Origin of the sequence: Micromonospora sp. NPDC007220 (genome assembly GCF_040634035.1) — a bacterium.
Taxonomy (GTDB): Bacteria; Actinomycetota; Actinomycetes; order Mycobacteriales; family Micromonosporaceae; genus Micromonospora; species Micromonospora reichwaldensis.
In genome coordinates this window covers 67,611-84,453 of record NZ_JBEYEU010000011.1, presented here as the reverse complement: position 1 = coordinate 84,453, position 16,843 = coordinate 67,611, and the positions used below count along the sequence as shown (strand labels likewise).

Below are 16,843 nucleotides of genomic sequence, written 5' to 3'. Positions count from 1 at the left end.
CGTCATCCACCCGTCAGCACCGAGGTCGCCCGGCTGTCCAGGAAGGCGCGTTCGGCCGCGTTGTCCGTCCGCTCGGCGGCCGTCCGGTACGCCCGCGCCGCCTCCCCCGCCCGGCCGAGCCGCCGCAGCAGGTCCGCCCGGACGGCGTGGAACACGTGGTACCCGGCCAGGTCGAGCCGCTCGACGGCCGCCAGCCCCGCTGCCGGCCCGGCCACCTCGGCAAGCGCGACGGCCCGGTTCAACGCCACCACCGGCCCCGGGGCGCACGCGGTGAGCTGGTCGTACAGCCGGAGGATCTGCGCCCAGTCGGTGCCGGCGGCGTCGGGCGCGTCGCTGTGCACGGCGGCGATCGCGGCCTGGATCTGGTACGGCCCCGGCCGGTCGCGGCGCAGGCAGCGGCGCACCAGGGCCTGCCCCTCGCCGACGAGCCCGGCGTCCCACCGACGGCGGTCCTGCTCGGGCAGCGGCACCAGCGCGCCGTCGGCCGTGGTGCGGGCGGGGCGGCGCGCCTCGGTGAGCAACATCAGCGCCAGCAGCCCCAGCGCCTCGGGCTCGTCCGGCATGAGCCGCACCAGCAGCCGGCCGAGCCGGATCGCCTCGGCGCACAGGTCGTCGCGGACCAGCCGGTCGCCGGAGCTGGCGGTGTGCCCCTCGGTGAAGATCAGGTAGAGCACGGCCAGCACGGCCGGGAGCCGGTCCGGCAGGTCGGCGTCGCCGGGCACCCGGTACGGGATCCCGGCGTCGCGGATCTTGGCCTTGGCCCGGACGATCCGCTGTGCCATGGTCGCCTCCGGCACCAGGAACGCCCGGGCGATCTCGGCGGTGCCCAGCCCGCCCAGCAGCCGCAGGGTCAGCGCGACCCGGGCGGCGGGGCCGAGCGCCGGATGGCAGCAGGTGAAGATCAGGCGGAGCCGGTCGTCGCGCACGGGTCCCTCCTCGGCTGGTACGTCGCGGACGTGCAGCAGGGCGGCCTGGGCGTGCCGGTCGGCGCGGGAGGCCTCCCGCCGCAGCCGGTCGACGGCCCGGTTCCGGGCGGTGGTGTTGATCCAGCCGGCCGGGCTGGGCGGCGGCCCGGTCTCGGGCCACCGCGCCACCGCCACCGTGAACGCCTCCTGCACCGTCTCCTCGGCGAGGTCGATGTCGCCGAGGAGGCGGACCAGGACGGCGACCGCGCGGCCGTACTCCGCGCGGAACACCGCCTCCACGTCGGGCATGGTCAGCTCTCGCCCTGGAAGGGGCGCACCTCAATCGGCAGGGTGGTGGCCAGCGCGTACCGGCGCCCCCACGCCAGCGCGGCGTCGAGGTCGGGCGCCCGGAGGATGGTGATCCCGCCGAGGTGTTCCTTGCCCTCCACGAACGGCCCGTCGGTGACCAGCACCTCGCCGTCGGACGGCCGCAGCACGGTCGCCGTGTCGGGCGCGTGCAGCCCCTGGCCGAACACCCAGCAGCCGGACGCCTCCAGCTCCTCCCGGATGGCCCCCAGCTCGCGCATCACCCCGGCCAGGAACTCCGGGTCCGGCAGCCCGTCACCGTCGGGCTGGTGGATGCTGAGCAGGTACTGCTTCATGGCCCCTCCTCACGTCGGCGGCCGGCGGCGCCGCCGGCCTCTCATCCTTCACACGAACGGAGCGGGCCAGGATCGACAACCCGCCGGAAAATCGGTCCGCCAGCGGTCGGCGCCGGTCAGCGCGGGGTGGCCGCCAGCAGGTCGGCCACGGCGTCGACGGACTCCGGATGCGCTGCCAGCAGCGCGGTCAGGCCGGCGGGAACGGCGGTGGTGGCGGCGTCCACCTCGCGCCAGCCGCCGGCGCAACCGAGCAGCGCGGCGACGGCGTCCACGCTCTGCGGGTTGGCCGCCAGCAGGGCGGCGACCGGCCCGGACACGGCGGCGGGGACCGCCGGCGCCGGCGGTGACGTCGGCCTCGACCACGGCGGCACCCAGGCGTCCAGCGCCGCCAGCGAGCCGGGGAACGTACGCCCCGCCTCCCGCACCAGCAGCGGCACCAGCTCCGCGCCGTGCTCGCGCAGCGTGGTGATCAGGGTGGGCAGCCACGGCAGCAGGACCGGGTCGGGCAACCGGGCGAACGCGGACGACATCACCTCCACGACGAACGGCGCGAGCCCCGGCACCGGCTCCAGGGCCTGCACGAAGCCGCTGAGGTACTGCGGGAAGGCGGGCACCACCAGCGGGTTGGCGAGCAGCGCGGCGCACCGCTCGCGCAACTCGGCCAGGGGCAGCAGGCCCAACTGGTGCCGGGCGGCCCAGAGCAGCGCCACCTTGGCCGGCGTCTCCGGATGGGACTGCGCGACGGCGAGTTCAAGCTGGGACCGGTCGCAGCCCAGGGAGAGCGCCAGACTCTCCATGCCGAACAGGAAGCCCAGCATGGCGCCGACCTGACGCACGCCGCTCTCCTCGTCGAGGAACGCGGTGGGCAGCAGGGTGCAGTAGTGCGCGTACCCGGTGGTCACGAACGCCTCGCACCAGGCCGGCAGCGGCCCGGTGGCGCGGTGGTGGGCCAGCAGCCGCCGGATCCGGCGCAGCACCTCGGGGGCGTCGTCGACGGTGCGTTCGGCGGCGAGCAGCTCCACCGCCCGGTTGCCTAGCTCGTCGACCAGGCGCGGGCTGTCGAGCAGCCGGATGGCGTCCTCCACGGCCTCCAGCGCGACCGAGGCCGTCGCCGCCGGGCCCCGCACGGCGCGGCGCAGGCGCTGCTCCAGCACCTGCTCGACGGTCACCCCCTCGTAGCCCAGCTCGATCAGCGCCCGCTGGCTGCGGCCGAGGGCCAGGTCCCAGCTCTCCTGGATCGAGCGCTGCCCCAGCCGGCGCTCGCCCATGATGGGCCGGACCGCGTCGCGGGGCAGCAGGTGCCGCAGCCGCCACAGCAGATCCGAGCAGGGCACCAGCTCGGGATTGGCCCGCAGGTCCACCAGGGCCCGCTGGATCGTACGCTTCTCCAGGTCCAGCCCGAGCGGGGCGAGCCGGTCGTGGACGTCGCGGGCGAGCGGCGGAAGGGCCTCGTAGCCCACCTGGCCGACCCGGTCGCCGCCGAACAGGATCTCGCAGAGCCGGCGGACGTCCCGGCGGCCCGGGACGACGTCCTTCTCGATGCAGGTGACCGCCGCGTCGGCGAAGTCGTACGGCGTGGGACGCGCGCGGTTGCGCAGGCCGGCGAGGAGGATCGAGGTCTCGAAGACGGCGATCGCGTCGGCGGTGCTGGCCAGGTAGCCGTTGCGCCGGGCCAGCCGGACGATGTCGACGCACCAGCCGCGCAGCTCCGCCTCGTCCAGGCTCTGCGTCGCCGGCGGCTGCGCCAGGTAGCCGGAGAGCCGGTCGGCGACCCCGGCGGCGGGCACGGGCGCCGGGGTGGCGCGGCGGCGGCCACCGGTGCGGGTCCGGCCGCCCCGCTGCCCCTCCAGCCGGAACGGGCTCAGCTTGGTGCGGGCGACCGCCTTCGTCCAGGTGGCGGAGGCGATCGACACCGAGCCGGGCGCGAGGCCGAACTGCGCCTCGATGGCGGAGTGGCTGGACGGGATGAGCCCGTAGTGCCACCGGGTGCCGGTGCGCGGGCCGATCTCGAAGGGGGCGTCGGCCCGCAGCCCGAACTGCTCCACCCGGCTGGCGGCATGGAACGCGCCGCAGACGTAGAGGCAGTCGGCGGGGTCGGCCCCGGAGGCGGCGAGGTGCTGACGCATCCGGGTCCACATGTAGCGCTCGCGGTCCTCGTCGCGGTCCTGCCGGTCCGCCCCGGCCGGGCGCAGCCGCCGGAACAGGCTGCCGATCAGCACCATCACCTGCCGGTAGGTGTCGTGGTCGGCGTCGGCCAGCGGCTGCTCGACGTACTGGTCCCACCACTCCGACCAGTGCCGGACCTTGCCGTGGTGCAGCAGGTAGGCCTCCAGCTCCGCGAAGCGGGGCCGCAGGTCGCCGATCTCGACCCCGACCGCGTCGCCGTGCAGGGCAGCCTCCTCCCCCGCCGGCGCGGCGGCCTCGACGTCCCCGCCGGCCGGGGCCTCGTCGGCGGCGTCGGCGGGGCGGCGCGGCGACCACTGGAAGACGTGGTCGGTGGAGCGGTCCACCAGCACCAGCTCGACGCCCGGCGTCTCCAGCGCGTACGCGATGGCCTGGTATTCGGCGCTGGCCTCGGTGATCGGCGCGACCACGCTGAGCGGCCCCCAGTCGGCCGGGAAGCCGTCCAGCTCCGAGGCGAAGGCCTGCACGGCCACCGGGAGACTGCAGTTGCGCAGCTCGCCCAGCAGCGGCTGGAGGTCCTCGCAGAGCTCCAGGTAGATCACCTTCGGCTGCTTCGCGCGCAGCCTGCGGACCATGGCCAGCGCGGACGCCGGGGAGTGGTGGCAGACCGGGAAGATCTCCAGTTCCTCGCCGAGGGCGCGGTCGACGTCGTCGACGATGCCGGCGAGGATCTCCGCGACGGCGCCCGAGCTGCCGGCGAATGCGCCGGCGGCGGCCGTGAGCTGCTCGCGCAGCGCGCCGAAGGGCCCGGCGGTGGTGGGGGCGGTCACGACAGGGCGGCGATCGCCTGGCGGCCACCGTCGAGGAAGCCCTCCCAGCCGCCGTCCTGCTTGGCGCGCGGCTCGACCACCCCGTGCAGGTACTTGTTGAGGATCGCCAGGTCCTCGGGGCTGCGCCGGGCCAGCGAGCCGACCAGCGACCCGGCCAGCGTCGCGGCGCGCAGGGTGCGGTCGCCGAAGAACTGGCTGTGCAGGATGGCGTCCTCGAGGACGCCGATCTGTTCGGCAGTGGACAGCGCCGACTCCAGCTTCTCGTCGTCGCTGGTCGCCGAGGTGGCGGCGGCGCGCAGGTCGGCGAAGCTCTGCAACAGGATGTCGAGCAGGGTGGGCGGCACGTCCAGCGTGATCTGGTGGCGGCGCAGCAGTTCCTCGGTGCGGAAGCGGACGATCTCGGCCTCGCTGCGCTTGTTGGTCACCACGGGGATCCGGACGAAGTTGAACCGCCGCTTGAGCGCGGAGGAGAGGTCGTTCACGCCCCGGTCCCGGCTGTTCGCGGTGGCGATGATCGAGAAGCCGGGCTTGGCGAAGACGATGTTGTCGTGGTCCAGCTCCGGGATGGAGACGTACTTCTCCGACAGGATCGAGATCAGCGCGTCCTGCACGTCGCTGGTGGAGCGGGTCAGCTCCTCGAACCGGCCGACGGTGCCCTGCTCCATCGCCGTCATGATGGGCGAGGGAATCATCGACTCCCGGGACTGGCCCCGCGCGATGACCATGGAGACGTTCCACGAGTACTTGATGTGGTCCTCGGTGGTGCCGGCGGTGCCCTGGACCACCAGGGTCGAGTTGCGGCAGACGGCGGCGGACAGCAGCTCGGCCAGCCAGCTCTTGCCGGTGCCCGGGTCGCCGATCAGCAGCAGGCCCCGGTCCGACGCCAGGGTCACGATGCTGCGTTCGACGAACGTGCGGTCGCCGAACCACTTCTGCGCGATCTCCCGGTCGAGCCCGTCGGCCCGTTCCGAACCGAGGATGAACAGGCGGACCATCCGCGGGCTCAGCCGCCACGAGAACGGCTTCGGATCGGTGTCGACCGACTCCAGGAAGTCGAGTTCCTCGGCGTACTTGACCTCGGCGGGGGCACGGAGCATCTCGGACATGAGGGGTTGTTCTCCTAGGTGAGGAAGCTCTTGAGCTCGAAGACGAGTTTGCGGATGTGACCGGAGATGACCGGTGTGCCCAGGTCCTTGAAGCGTTGCCGGAACCAGGGGTTGACGCTCTGCTGGCCCGAGCTGTTGACCGAGCCGACCGGGATGAACCGCACCCCGGAGCGGTGCACCGCCTCGATGCCGTCGAACAGCGGCTGGGAGCGGTTGAACTCGTAGAAGTCCGAGATCCACACCATGACCGTGTTCTTCGGCTCGACGATCTTGGGGCGGGCCAGCGCCATCGCGACCGGGCCGTCGTTGCCGCCGCCCAGCTTGGTGCGCAGCAGCACCTCGAACGGGTCGTGCACCCACGGCGTGAGGTCGAGCGCCCGCGTGTCGTACGCGATCAGGTGCACGTCCACCTTGGGCAGGCCGGCGAAGATCGACGCGAGGATCGTGCAGTTGACCATCGAGTCGACCATCGAGCCCGACTGGTCCACCACCACGATCAGCCGGGCCGGCGTGACCCGGCGGGCCGTCTGCCGGTAGTAGAGCCGGTCGACGTAGAGGCGCTCGTCCTCCGGGCTCCAGTTGGTCAGGTTCTGCCAGATGGTGCGGTCGAGGTCGAGGTTGCGGTAGACCCGCTTCGGCGGCACGGACCGGTCGACGACGCCGACGCTGGTCTGCGCGACCTGGGTACGCAGCACCTCGGCGACCTCGTCGACGAACCGGCGGATGAGCGCCTTGGCGTTGGCCAGGGCCACCCCGGAGAGGTTGGCCTTGTCCCGCAGCAGCTGCTCGATCAGCGACATGCTGGGCGTCAGCCGGCTGGCCAGCACCGGGTCGGCCAACACCTCCCGCAGGTGCATCCGGCGGACGAGGTCGCCCTCGATGCCGGCCAGCACCCCGCCGAGACCGTCGCCGCCGCCCTGTCGGCGCAGCCCGCCGGGCTCCATCCCGAGGGCCTGCTCGAACCAGCCGGCGTCGGACTGCCACCGGGCCAACTGGCCGGCGTCGACCGCCCCGTGGCCGGTGGCGAACACGTTGAGCAGCAGCTTCGACACCAGCGCGGCGCGGCGTACCTCGGCGGTGCCGGGCGCACCCGGCGCACCCGGCGGCCCGTCGCCACCCGCCTCGACGGCAGGCGCGGTGGCAGGGTCGGCGTCCGGCGTGTCGGCCTCGCCGGACGCCGCAGTGCTGGCGACGCCGGGCGCGGGCCCGTCGGGCAGCTCGGGAGCCGACGCGGCGGCCCCGGGAGCCGGCTCGGCGGGCAGGCCGCCAGCCGGCGTGTCGGGAAGGTCGGCGGCCGCAGGGGCGTCGGGCGTCGGGGTGAGCAGGCCGCGCAGCTCGTCGGCGACGGCCGGGAAGCGCTGGACGACGGTGTCCACCGACACCGCCGGATCCAGCAGGGCGGCCGGCAGCCCGAGGTCCTCGACGACCGCCATGCTGGCCGACTCCAGGGTGGGCTGCTCGTCGGGGTCGAAGAGCCGGGCCAGCAGCCGCCAGTAGAGCACCTGGCGCCGGTTGGCGTCGGCGAGGTCCGCGGGGGTCGGGGAGTCGTTCATCGGCGCAGCAACCGTCCCGCGCGCTCGCGCAGCACCGCCACGGCGTCGCCCGCCTTGGCCTCGGCCTTGGCGATCTTCGGGTCGGTGACCCCTCCCGCCCAGTCGCCGGTGTGCGCCTCGACCGGCTGGCGTTTGACGGTGGCTTGCACCGCCAGGGGTTGCAGCGACCACCGCCCGTCGTCCCACCGGATCAGGCCGAGGCACGCGGACGAGGCGGCCACCAGCTCGGGGGTGAGCGGTCCGCAGGACGGCAGCCGGTCGACGGCGACGGCGATCGGCTGGCCGCCGATGTCGAAGGTCGTCGTGCCGTCGTCGTCACCCACGGTGTAGCCCTCCACCAGCACGGGCTCGGCGATCCCGACGGGGTGCCGCTCCAGGGGCGCCGGTGCTGCCGCGACGGCCGTCGGCAACAGGACCCGGGCGGTGGCGAACGGGTCGGCCGGCTCGCCGGGTCGCACCCGGTCGTCGTGCCAGAGCAGGTCCGCCCCGTGCAGCGGCAGACCGGTGACCGTGAGGCTGCGCCGCTCGGCCAGCGCGGCCAGCAGCACGGGATGGGCGTCCAGCAGCCGCCACAGCGCGGGCCCGACGATCGTCTCCACCTTGACCGCGCCGACCGCGCAGCGGACCAGCCGCGGCGGCCCGCCGTCTGCCGGTTCGAGGATCGCGTGCACCTGCGCCTGCACGGCGGTGTCGTGCTCGTGCACGTCGACGCCGAGCACGAGCAGCCGCCCGGAGACCTCCTCGACGGTGGACGGGACGGACGCAGCCGCCGGGTCCTGGGCGAGCAGCACGCCCCGGGCCCAGAGGTCGGCCCAGCGCCGCAGCGGCGGCTGCGCCATCGTGGCGACCGGCACGCAGGCGCGCAGCTCGGCGGCGAGCCCGTCGAGCAGCACCGCCAGCCTGCGCAGGCCGGGCTCGGCGAGGGCGGCCTCGACCGGCGCCCCTGCGGCGGCCACCAGCTCGTGGTCGACGCCGCCCCACCCGGTCACCGCCACCTCGTGCAACCAGGCGCGGGCGCCGACGCGGGCCCCGGACCCGGTGCCCGGGGCCTCGACCGGGCCGGGAGCCCAGGAGGCGCGGGCCCGACCCAGCGCGGTGTCGAGCTGCCCGAGCAGCGCGTCGTGGGCGGCGCCGAGCAGCGCGCACCGGGCGCCGGCAAGGGCGAGCAGGTGTTCCTCGGCCACCGAGCCGGCGGTCACCTTGGCCACCGCCTCGGCGAGCCGGTCGCCGAGCGGGGTTGCGGTCAGCGCGCCGGCCAGGGCTGCCAGCGCGGCGGCGTCGGCCTCACCCACCCGGGCGAGGCCGCGCAGCAGGGCGTCGTCGAGGCCGGCGACCAGGTCGAGGGCGTCGGTCAGGCCGGTCGGGGCGCCGTCGCGCAGGACGGCGAGCTGCGTGCCGAGCATCAGCGGCCCGCCCCGGTGGCCGGGAACCAGTGCAGCTCGGGCAGCGGGACCGCGCTGCCGGGCAGCTCCAGGTAGGACAAGTGGCGCAGGAAGCGACTGAACACGACGGCGGCGGGGGTCGGCTCGTGCCGCCCGTCGAGGGCGGCCAGCAGCTCCCGGGCCGTGTCCACCCCCGCGCCGACGTCGACCCGCAGGTAGCGGGCGACCCGGTCGGCGCCGTACTGGAGCAGTGCCTCGTCGGCCAGGGCGTGCAGGTGCTTGCACGGCACGCCGCGCAGCCCGCCGCAGGGGCGGTTGTTGTTGGTGCTGCAGTGGTAGGCGTGGGTGCCGGAGGCGATCGACGAGACGTAGACCCGGTCGACGTCCGACCCGCTGGAGACCACGCCCTGCAACCGCCCGTCGGCCAGCTCCAGGAAGGGCACCTTGGCCAGCTTGCGGGGCCGCGCGGGCGGCACCACCCGCACCGTGCTGCGCCGTCGCCACGCGGTCCGTTCCGCGTCAGCCACTGTCCGACCTCCCGTCCGCCGCTCCCGGCGCCGCCCATGACCATCCGCACGCCGGAGGGGTCGCCGGCGTCGCTGTGACGACAAGGATCATGGACCACGGGTACGACAGACCCTGAGTCGGGTTTACGGACGGTGGTCGCTGCGGAGGCCGCCGCGCCCCTATGCTTCGGACACCGACGCCGACGGGAGGCGGGATGTCACCGGTCATCGCGGTCCCGGGCAGTGCCGGTGCCACCCGGATCCACCACCTGTCACCGCGCGCCGCCGGACGCGTCCCTGTCGCCGGACACACCGGCGGCCAGTCGGTCGGCCGGGGCCGTCGTGGTGCCGCCGACGCGCGCCCCGGGGCGCGGTGTCGGGCCGTCGGGGCAGGCACCCGATGGTGTAGAAAAGGCGGGGTGAGCGCAGCGATGACGCGCAGCAGGACACACGGTCGCCGGACGGTCCACCGTGGCTGAGACCGAGCTGCCGCCACCGTCGGTGGACGCGGGGGCCGCCCTGGTACGGCTGGGGGACATACCGCTGGCCGACCTCCTCGCCGGCGCCGGCGACGGCGTGCTGGCCCACGTGCTGGCCACGCTCGTGGCCGGCGACGAGCCGGGCCGGCAGCTCGACGTGTCGGCGTTCGAGTCGAGCTTCTGACGTGTCCGCCGACGCCCCGACGTCGGCCGCCCCACCCCACCCTGACCACGCCCGTCCGCCGATCGGGCACGACCTTTCGGGCCCGGCGGCGGGGTCCTGCGGGTCCGCCCCGGTGGCCGGCGCGGCGCCGCCGGCCCGGGTCCGGCAGCTCGTGCTCAAGGTGCACAGCCGCTGCAACCTGGCGTGCGACCACTGCTACGTCTACCGCAGCGCCGACCAGCGGTGGCGGGAGCGGCCCCGGGTGATCGCGCCGGGCACCGTGGCCCAGGTCGCGCGGCGCCTCGGCGAGCACCTGGCACGGCACGGCCCCGACCGGGTACGCGTCGTGCTGCACGGCGGCGAGCCGCTGCTGGCCGGTCCGGCGACCCTCGACCGGACCGTACGCACCCTGCGGGCGGCACTGCCCCCCGGCGCGGCGCTCGACGTCGGCGTGCAGACCAACGGCGTGCTGCTGGACGAGGAGTTCCTGGCGCTGTGCCACCGCCACGACATCGACGTCGGGGTGAGCCTCGACGGCGGCCGGGCCGCCAACGACCTGCACCGCCGCTACCCCGACGGACGGGGCAGTTTCGCCGACGTGGCCGCCGCGCTGCGGCTGCTCGGCGGCCCACGGCACCGGTCCCGCTGGGCGGGACTGCTCTGCACGGTCGACCTGGCCAACGACCCGGTGGGCGTCTACGAGTCGCTGCTCGCGTTCGACCCGCCCCGCCTGGACCTGCTGCTGCCGCACGGCAACTGGAGCACTCCCCCGCCCGGGCGCCAGCCGGGCGGCACCGACACCCCGTACGGCGACTGGCTGGTGGCCGTCTTCGACCGCTGGTACGCCACGACGCCCCGCCGCACCGGGATCCGGTTGTTCGAGTCGCTGATCGCGCTGGTGCTCGGCGGCCGCAGCGGCACCCGGGCGGTGGGCTTCGCCGAGCCGGACGTCATGACGATCGAGACCGACGGCACCATCGAGGGCACCGACACCCTGAAGACGACCGACGACGCGTCGATGCGTACCGGCCTCGACGTCTTCCGTCACTCCTTCGACGAGGCGCTGCGGCACCCGTCGCTGGCGGGCCGGCCGACCGGTCCGGCCGCCCTGGCCGCCGCCTGCCGGGCCTGCCCGGTGCTCAGCGCCTGCGGTGGCGGCCTGTACGCGCACCGCTTCCGCGCCGGCGCCGGATTCGCGCACCCGTCGGTCTACTGCCCCGACCTCTACCGGCTGATCGAGCACGTACGACGGGTGGTGGCCGCGGACGTCGACGCCCTGCGCCGCCGCGCCCTGGCCGCTCCGCCCGACGCCCCGGCCCGGCGGCCTGCCCTGGGGCGGTGAGTCGGTGGTGCTCTCCCCCGCCCAGCTCGCCGGCCTCGCCGCGGGGCACGGCGACGACGCCACGCTCGAGGTGCTGCGCGCCGGTCAGCTCGGGCGGCGGCGGCTGCTGACCGTCGCCGCCGCCCGCGCGGGTGGGACCGGTTCGCCGGCCGCGCAGTGCCTCGCCCTGCTCACCCTCGCCGAGCGGGCGGATCCGGCGGCCGTCGCCCACGTCCTGGCCCACCCGCCGGTCACCGGCTGGGCCACGGACGCCCTGCACGGACGCCCCGACGCGGCCTACCTGGCCGGGCTGGCGGGGGCCGCCGCCCTGCGCGCGGGCCTTGCCTTCACGCTCGCTGTGCCCTGCCCGCAGGGTGCGCTGCTGCTGCCCACGGTGGGCGGCGCGGTCGGGCTCGGCGCCGGCACCGCGCTCGTCCGCGGCACGGGACGGCGCTACGACCCCCGGTCGGCCGGCGACGGGCGACCGCCGCCGGGGTTGTCGGTGCGCGGGCCGGTTGGTGCCGTGCACGCCACCGACGGGTCGGGCGACGGGCACGCCCCGGCACGCGGGTGGCTGCCGAGCCGCCGGCTCACCCCGGGCCCCGACGCGCCCCCGACCGGGGTGCTCGTCGACGACCAGGATCCGCACCGGAGCCGCTACCACCGGCCGCCGACGCTCCGCCTGGACGACGCTACGGCGGAGCGGCTCGACCGGCTGACCGGGCAGGCGTGGCACTGGCTGACCGAACGGCTGCCTGCGCACGCCCGGGGGCTGGCCACGCTGCTGCGTACGCTGGTGCCGCTCACGCCGCCGCCGTCCGGGCACCCGGTCAGCGCCACCAGCCGGGCCGCACTGGGTGCGATCGCGCTCTCCGTGCCGGCCGACCCGCAGACGCTCGCGCTGCTGCTGGTGCACGAGTTGCAGCACACCAAGCTGGGCGCGCTGCTGGATCTGCTGCCGCTGCACTCGCCGGGCGGCCCGGCCCGCTACCGGGCGCCGTGGCGGTCAGACCCCCGCCCCGTCGGCGCGCTGTTGCAGGGCGCGTACGCCCACCTCGGGGTGGCCGAGGTGTGGCGCTGCCGACGACACGAGGACGTCCGCTGCGCGTTCGAGTACGCGTACTGGCGGGTGCAGACCGCGCGGGCCGTCGCGCAGCTCGCCGGCAGCGCGGAGCTGACCGACGACGGGCGGGCCTTCGTGGCGGGGATGGCCGGCACCCTGCGCGGCTGGCAGCCCACCGGCGACGCGCGGGTCGAGGCGGCGGCGCGCGACGTCGCGGACGGCGGGGCGGTGCGCTGGGCGCTGGCCAACCTGGTCCCCGACGACGACGGCGTGGCGGAGGTGGCGTACGCGTGGCGGCGGGGTCGGCGCCCGCCGCCGATCGCCGCACCCGCCGTCGTGCCCGGCCCGGCCCGGCCCGCGTCGACCGGCGACACCGGCGCGGAGGCGGCGGTGCGGCGGCGGCTGCTGGCGACGACGGAGCACAGCGGTACGGGCAGCGGCGAGGCGGACGCGACGGGGCGGGTGGACCACGCCGACCGGGCGTACGCGGCGGGGGACGCCGGCGGCGCCCTGGCGGGATACCGCCGCCGGCTCGCCGGGGACCCCGGGGACGCCGACGCGCTGGTCGGCGTCGCGCTGGCCGCCGGGCGGCTGGGGCGTACCGCCGCCGCGCGGGTGCTGACCACCCGCCCCGACCTGGTCCGGGCGCTGTGCCGGCGGCTGCCCGGCGCCGACCCGCTGGCGGTCGCGACCTGGCTGGCCGACGGCCCCGACTAGCGCGCCGCCGGCCGGGCCCGGCGCAGGGCGGGCGCTCGGACCAGCCCGGGCGCTCGGAGCAGGGCGGGCGCTCAGAGCAGGGCGGGCGCTCAGAGCAGGGCGGGCGCTCAGAGCAGGGCGGGCTCGATGTAGCCGTTGAACCGGTCGCGCTGGCGGGCCTGGACCACCCGCGGGTTGTCGCCACCGAACAGCTGCACCAGCTGGCCGAACGCGTCGTCGTAGAGGGCGCGGCCGGCGTCGGCCTCGCTCTCCGTGGCGATCCTGCTGACCGCGAGGTTGAGCGCCGCCGAGACGCTGTCCGGGTGCTCGGCGCCGAGGGCCCGGATCAGCTCGACGTACGCGGTGGTGTCCAGCAGCAGGGCGGCGTCGCGCTCGCCGAGCGCGAACAGGTCGTTGGCGAGGTTGAGCGTGGCGAGCAGGGTGTGCGGGTGCCGCTCGCCGAGGCTGGCGAGAAGCTGGTCGCGGACCCGCTGGGCGAGGTCGAGCGCCTGGGGGTGTTCGCCGCCCTTGCGCAGGAACACGCCGAGGTTGTTGAGGCAGGCCAGGGTGATGGCGTGGTCGGCGCCGAGGACCTCGGTGTACGCGTCGCGCAGCCGCCGCGCCATCCGCAGCGCGGTCGGGTTGTCGCCCACCGCCGACCAGGTGGTCGCCAGCGCCATCTCGCAGGAGAGGGTGTCGGCGTGCTCGCCGCCGAGGGTGCGCTGGTAGCGCACCACCGTGCGTTCCAGCACCCGGTGCGCTTCGGCGAAGCGGCCGAGCTGGCGCAGGGTCAGCGCCAGCTCCTTGGCGGTACGCAGGGTCTCCGGGTGGTCGGGGCCGATGATCTTCTGCTGGTTGACGGAGGTGCGTTGCAGGACGCTGTGCGAGCGCCACAGCTCCCCGGTGTCGCGCAGCCCCCGGCCGTAGTTGCTGGCGGAGGCGAGGGTGGACGGGTCCTCGTCGCCGAAGCGTTCCCGGCGCCGCTCGTAGATGTGCTGGTCGAGCTGGGCCGCCTCCCGGAAGTGGCCGACGAGCCGCAGCGAGACGGCGAGGTTGTTCTCGGCGGTCAGCGTACGGCCGCTGTCCTCGCCGAAGCTGCGGACGCTCAGCTCCAGGGTGCGCCGGTCGCGCTGCTCGGCGTCGTGGTAGCGGCCCTGGGCGCGCAGGTCGGCCCCGAGGCTGCGGGCCGTCATCAGGGTGTAGAGGTGGTGCTCGCCGAAGATCCGCCGCTGCCGGTCGTAGACGTCCTGGTCGATCTCGAAGGCCCGGTCGAAGAGGCTCTGCGCGCGCAGCACGTTGGCCAGGTGGAACCGCATCCGCAGCTTGGTGGGGTCGTCGTCGTCGGTGTCGCGCCAGCGGTCCAACGCGTCCTCGGCCAGCGAGCGCGCGGACTCGTAGTCCCCGCGCCGGTAGAGGTAACGCACCGTGTCGGCGACGAGCTGGCGGGCCTCCTCGGCCGTCGACTCGTGCAGCGCCGAGGGACGTACGTGCGGCCACAGCTCGGCGTAGCGCGGCCAGTTGGCCGGCTTGTCCGGATCGCGGGGGCTGGCGGCCGCGAGCAGCGACTGGGCCTGGCGGCGGGTCTCGGCGGGGTCGTCGAGCTGGTCCTTGATCACCAGCTGCACCAGCCGGTGGATGCGCACGGTGTTGTTCTCCGCGTCGACCTGGGCGAGGCCGTAGCGGCCCAGCTCGGCGGTGACCAGCCCCTGCAGGATCGGGTCGGTGAGGGTGGGGTCGAACGGGGCCATGAAGACGGCGAACCGCTCGCCGGTGAGCATCGCGACCGGGATCGGCTCCGGCGCGTAGTACGAGCACAGCTCCAGCAGGCGCGCGGCGGCGGGCTTCTCCTGCCGCAGCTGGCGCAGGGTCACCAGCCAGGTCGCGGCGAGCGTCTTGGAGTATCCGGCCGACTGCCGGCCCTCCAGGATGCGCAGCAGGCCGGGGGTGTCCAGCGAGGCGAGGTACTGCTGCACCGGCAGCGCCGTGGCCCGCAGGTAGGCCGCGCCCTGTTCCACCGCCAGCGGCAGGTCGCCGAGCTTCTCCGCGACCTGGGTCGCCTCCTCCTCGGTGAGGCCGCGGACGCGGTCGCGCAGCAGCTGGACGCTCTCCAGCCGGTCGAAGACCGTCAGCTCGGTGGCGCCCGCGTACTCGCTCCAGGTCTGGTCGCGCGTGGTGAGCAGGACGTGCCCGGGGCCCTGCGGCAGCAGCGCCCGGGTGGCCCGTGACGGCTCGTCGGCGTTGTCCATGACGATCAGCCAGCGCCGGCCGGGGCCGCCCCGGCGCAGCGCGTCGAGCACCCGCCGGACCGCCTCGCCACCGCCGCCGGTGCCGAGCCCCATCGCCTCGGCGAGGTCGGCCAGCCCGCCCCGGATCCGTTCCTCGCTGTCGGCGGGGATCCACCAGACCACGTCGTAGTCGCGGGCGAAGCGGAGCGCGTACTCGGCGGCGAGCTGGGTCTTGCCGACCCCGCCGAGGCCGTGGATCACCTGCACGCCGGAGGCGGGCGAGGCGGTCAGCCGGTCGCGCAGCGCCTCCAGCTGCGCCGCCCGGCCGACGAAGGTGGTGCCGTGCTGGCGCACGTTCCACACCGCCGGGAACGTGCCGGGGAACCGGCCGACCGCCCGCCCGGTCACCGTGTGCGCGGGTGCGCCCACCTCCTCGAGCAGCAGGGTCCGGGCGGTGCCGGCGTCGACGTCGCTGAGGTCGACCGGGGTGCGGTCGGTGTAGGGCAGGGCGAGGCGGGACTCGTCGACCCGCAGCGGCACCAGCACGCCGGTGCCGGCGACCTGGTCCCGGCTGGCGGCGGCCTTCCACGCCTCCCCCGCCAGCGGCGTGGCCGCGAAGTGCCGGGTCAGCACGACCAGCACCCGGCTGGCGGCGGCGAGCGCCCGGTCGAACTCGGTGCGGCCACCCGCGCGGACCGGCACGTCGACCGCGCGGCGGTCCACCCGCAGCCCGGCCTCCTCGAGCTGGTCGCTGATCCACTCCGCCCAGAGCCGGTCCATCGAGGCGTAGCCGACCAGCACGGTCTGCTCGGCGGTGAGCCGGGACCGCTCGAACGCGGTCAGCGAGCGGCGCCGTTCCTCCTCCGGCATCGGCTCCAGCCGGGTGACCCGGCCACCGGTCACCACCGAGGCGAGCTGCTCGTACGCCGCCAGCAGGGTGCCCGCCTGCTCTGGACGGTCGCCGAACGCGGCGAGGATCTCCTCGTAGGCGTAGAACGCGCGGTAGGGCACCTCGATGGTGTTCCAGTAGCGGGCCCGCGCGGCGTCGGAGAGGTGGTCGAGGAACGACGCGAACTCGGCCCGGACCAGGTCCCGGCCGGTCTCCAGCTTGCGCAGCTCGGCGTCCTCCACCCGGGTCGGCACGGGCACCAGCAGCGGCGGGTCGTCCGGGCGCTGGGCGCGGATCGAGCGGGCCACGGCCGACGCGCCCCGGATGCTCTGCGTCGACATGGTGAAGCAGTTGACGACGGTGTCGGGCAGTTGCACGGTGCAGATGCCGGCGACGTCGCTCAGGCCCGTACGGCTGTCGATCAGCACGATGTCGTACTCGGCGCGCATCTGCGCGCGGACCGCGTCGAAGAAGGCCGCCCCGCCCTGGCGTTCGTAGAAGTTCGACCAGTCGAAGGTGCTCACCAACCGCGAGTACGCCGAGTCCTGCTGGCCGGCCGCCACGAAGTCGATCACGCCGCCGTGCGGGAAGTCCCAGTTCAGCGAGACCGCCCGCCGCTGGATCTTGGCGTGCCCGGCGAGCAGTTCCTGCGGGTCGTCGCCGGGATTGCGCTGCATCGTGGCCATCGAGTAATCCCAGATCATCTCGATGACCCCGGGGGTGGCGCGCAACTCGGAGTCGCGCAGGAACGGGTGGAAGTAGCGGTGCAGGCCGGGCGACTCCAGGTCCCAGTCCACCACGAGCACCTGGAGCCCCTGGCTGGCCAGGATCCAGGCCACGTTGGCCAGCGCCATCGTGCGTCCCGTGCCGCCCTTGTACGAGTAGAACGTGACGATCTGCCCGCGTGCCGCGTCGTTCACCACCATCGGCTGCCCGCCT

10 protein-coding genes and 2 pseudogenes are annotated in these 16,843 nt (G+C 75.3%); 3 read left to right on the top strand and 9 right to left on the bottom strand.

Going from position 1 to position 16,843, the window contains the following annotated elements; genetic code table 11:
* Positions 1-2 precede the first annotated feature (2 nt).
* The 8 genes and pseudogenes from ABZ573_RS20375 to ABZ573_RS20340 all read right to left on the bottom strand — a co-directional run bounded on the left by ABZ573_RS20375 (position 3) and on the right by ABZ573_RS20340 (position 9,089).
* The gene (locus ABZ573_RS20375) at positions 3-1,214 is read right to left on the bottom strand and encodes a sigma-70 family RNA polymerase sigma factor (RefSeq protein WP_358119874.1); all 1,212 of its coding nucleotides are present in this window, start codon (positions 1,212-1,214) and stop codon (positions 3-5) included.
* 2 nt (positions 1,215-1,216) lie between these two features.
* Positions 1,217-1,567, bottom strand: a complete 351-nt coding sequence (locus ABZ573_RS20370; RefSeq protein ID WP_151452929.1) for a YciI family protein — start codon at positions 1,565-1,567, stop codon at positions 1,217-1,219.
* Positions 1,568-1,683: 116 nt separating this feature from the next.
* Positions 1,684-4,521 (bottom strand): DUF5682 family protein, encoded by a 2,838-nt coding sequence (locus ABZ573_RS20365; RefSeq protein WP_151452930.1) that lies wholly within the window; start codon positions 4,519-4,521, stop codon positions 1,684-1,686.
* Positions 4,518-5,627, bottom strand: a complete 1,110-nt coding sequence (locus tag ABZ573_RS20360; protein WP_151452931.1) for an AAA family ATPase — start codon at positions 5,625-5,627, stop codon at positions 4,518-4,520. The genes ABZ573_RS20365 and ABZ573_RS20360 overlap by 4 nt, the downstream gene beginning before the upstream one ends.
* Positions 5,628-5,641: 14 nt before the next feature.
* Positions 5,642-6,712, bottom strand: a pseudogene (locus ABZ573_RS20355) (VWA domain-containing protein); the annotation flags it as partial.
* Positions 6,713-6,946: 234 nt separating this feature from the next.
* A pseudogene (locus tag ABZ573_RS20350) lies at positions 6,947-7,180 on the bottom strand (VWA containing CoxE family protein); the annotation flags it as partial.
* Positions 7,177-8,583 (bottom strand): hypothetical protein, encoded by a 1,407-nt coding sequence (locus tag ABZ573_RS20345; protein ID WP_358119869.1) that lies wholly within the window; start codon positions 8,581-8,583, stop codon positions 7,177-7,179. The pseudogene ABZ573_RS20350 and the gene ABZ573_RS20345, both read right to left, overlap by 4 nt.
* Positions 8,583-9,089, bottom strand: a complete 507-nt coding sequence (locus ABZ573_RS20340) for a hypothetical protein (protein WP_358119866.1) — start codon at positions 9,087-9,089, stop codon at positions 8,583-8,585. The genes ABZ573_RS20345 and ABZ573_RS20340 overlap by 1 nt, the downstream gene beginning before the upstream one ends.
* Positions 9,090-9,539: 450 nt before the next feature.
* Between ABZ573_RS20340 and fxsA the strand changes: the two genes are divergently transcribed.
* From fxsA to ABZ573_RS20325, 3 genes are all read left to right on the top strand, one after another.
* On the top strand, positions 9,540-9,731 hold the full coding sequence (gene fxsA / locus ABZ573_RS20335; protein ID WP_358119863.1) for an FxSxx-COOH cyclophane-containing RiPP peptide: 192 nt from the start codon (positions 9,540-9,542) through the stop codon (positions 9,729-9,731).
* A gap of 112 nt (positions 9,732-9,843) precedes the next feature.
* The gene (locus ABZ573_RS20330; protein WP_358119860.1) at positions 9,844-11,052 is read left to right on the top strand and encodes an FxsB family cyclophane-forming radical SAM/SPASM peptide maturase; all 1,209 of its coding nucleotides are present in this window, start codon (positions 9,844-9,846) and stop codon (positions 11,050-11,052) included.
* Positions 11,053-11,056: 4 nt separating this feature from the next.
* Positions 11,057-12,811, top strand: a complete 1,755-nt coding sequence (locus tag ABZ573_RS20325) for an HEXXH motif-containing putative peptide modification protein (RefSeq protein ID WP_358119857.1) — start codon at positions 11,057-11,059, stop codon at positions 12,809-12,811.
* A 107-nt stretch (positions 12,812-12,918) separates the two neighbouring features.
* Here the strand turns inward: ABZ573_RS20325 and fxsT are convergent, their stop codons facing one another.
* The gene (gene fxsT, locus ABZ573_RS20320) at positions 12,919-16,830 is read right to left on the bottom strand and encodes an FxSxx-COOH system tetratricopeptide repeat protein (RefSeq protein ID WP_358119854.1); all 3,912 of its coding nucleotides are present in this window, start codon (positions 16,828-16,830) and stop codon (positions 12,919-12,921) included.
* Between the last annotated feature and the right edge of the window lie 13 nt (positions 16,831-16,843).

Bases quoted from the DNA above. Each gene is read 5' to 3' on its own strand.
- fxsT (WP_358119854.1), bottom strand. From the start codon at position 16,830: ATGGTGGTGAACGACGCGGCACGCGGGCAGATCGTCACGTTCTACTCG.
- ABZ573_RS20360 (WP_151452931.1), bottom strand. From the start codon at position 5,627: ATGTCCGAGATGCTCCGTGCCCCCGCCGAGGTCAAGTACGCCGAGGAA.
- ABZ573_RS20375 (WP_358119874.1), bottom strand. From the start codon at position 1,214: ATGCCCGACGTGGAGGCGGTGTTCCGCGCGGAGTACGGCCGCGCGGTC.
- ABZ573_RS20370 (WP_151452929.1), bottom strand. From the start codon at position 1,567: ATGAAGCAGTACCTGCTCAGCATCCACCAGCCCGACGGTGACGGGCTG.
- ABZ573_RS20345 (WP_358119869.1), bottom strand. From the start codon at position 8,583: ATGCTCGGCACGCAGCTCGCCGTCCTGCGCGACGGCGCCCCGACCGGC.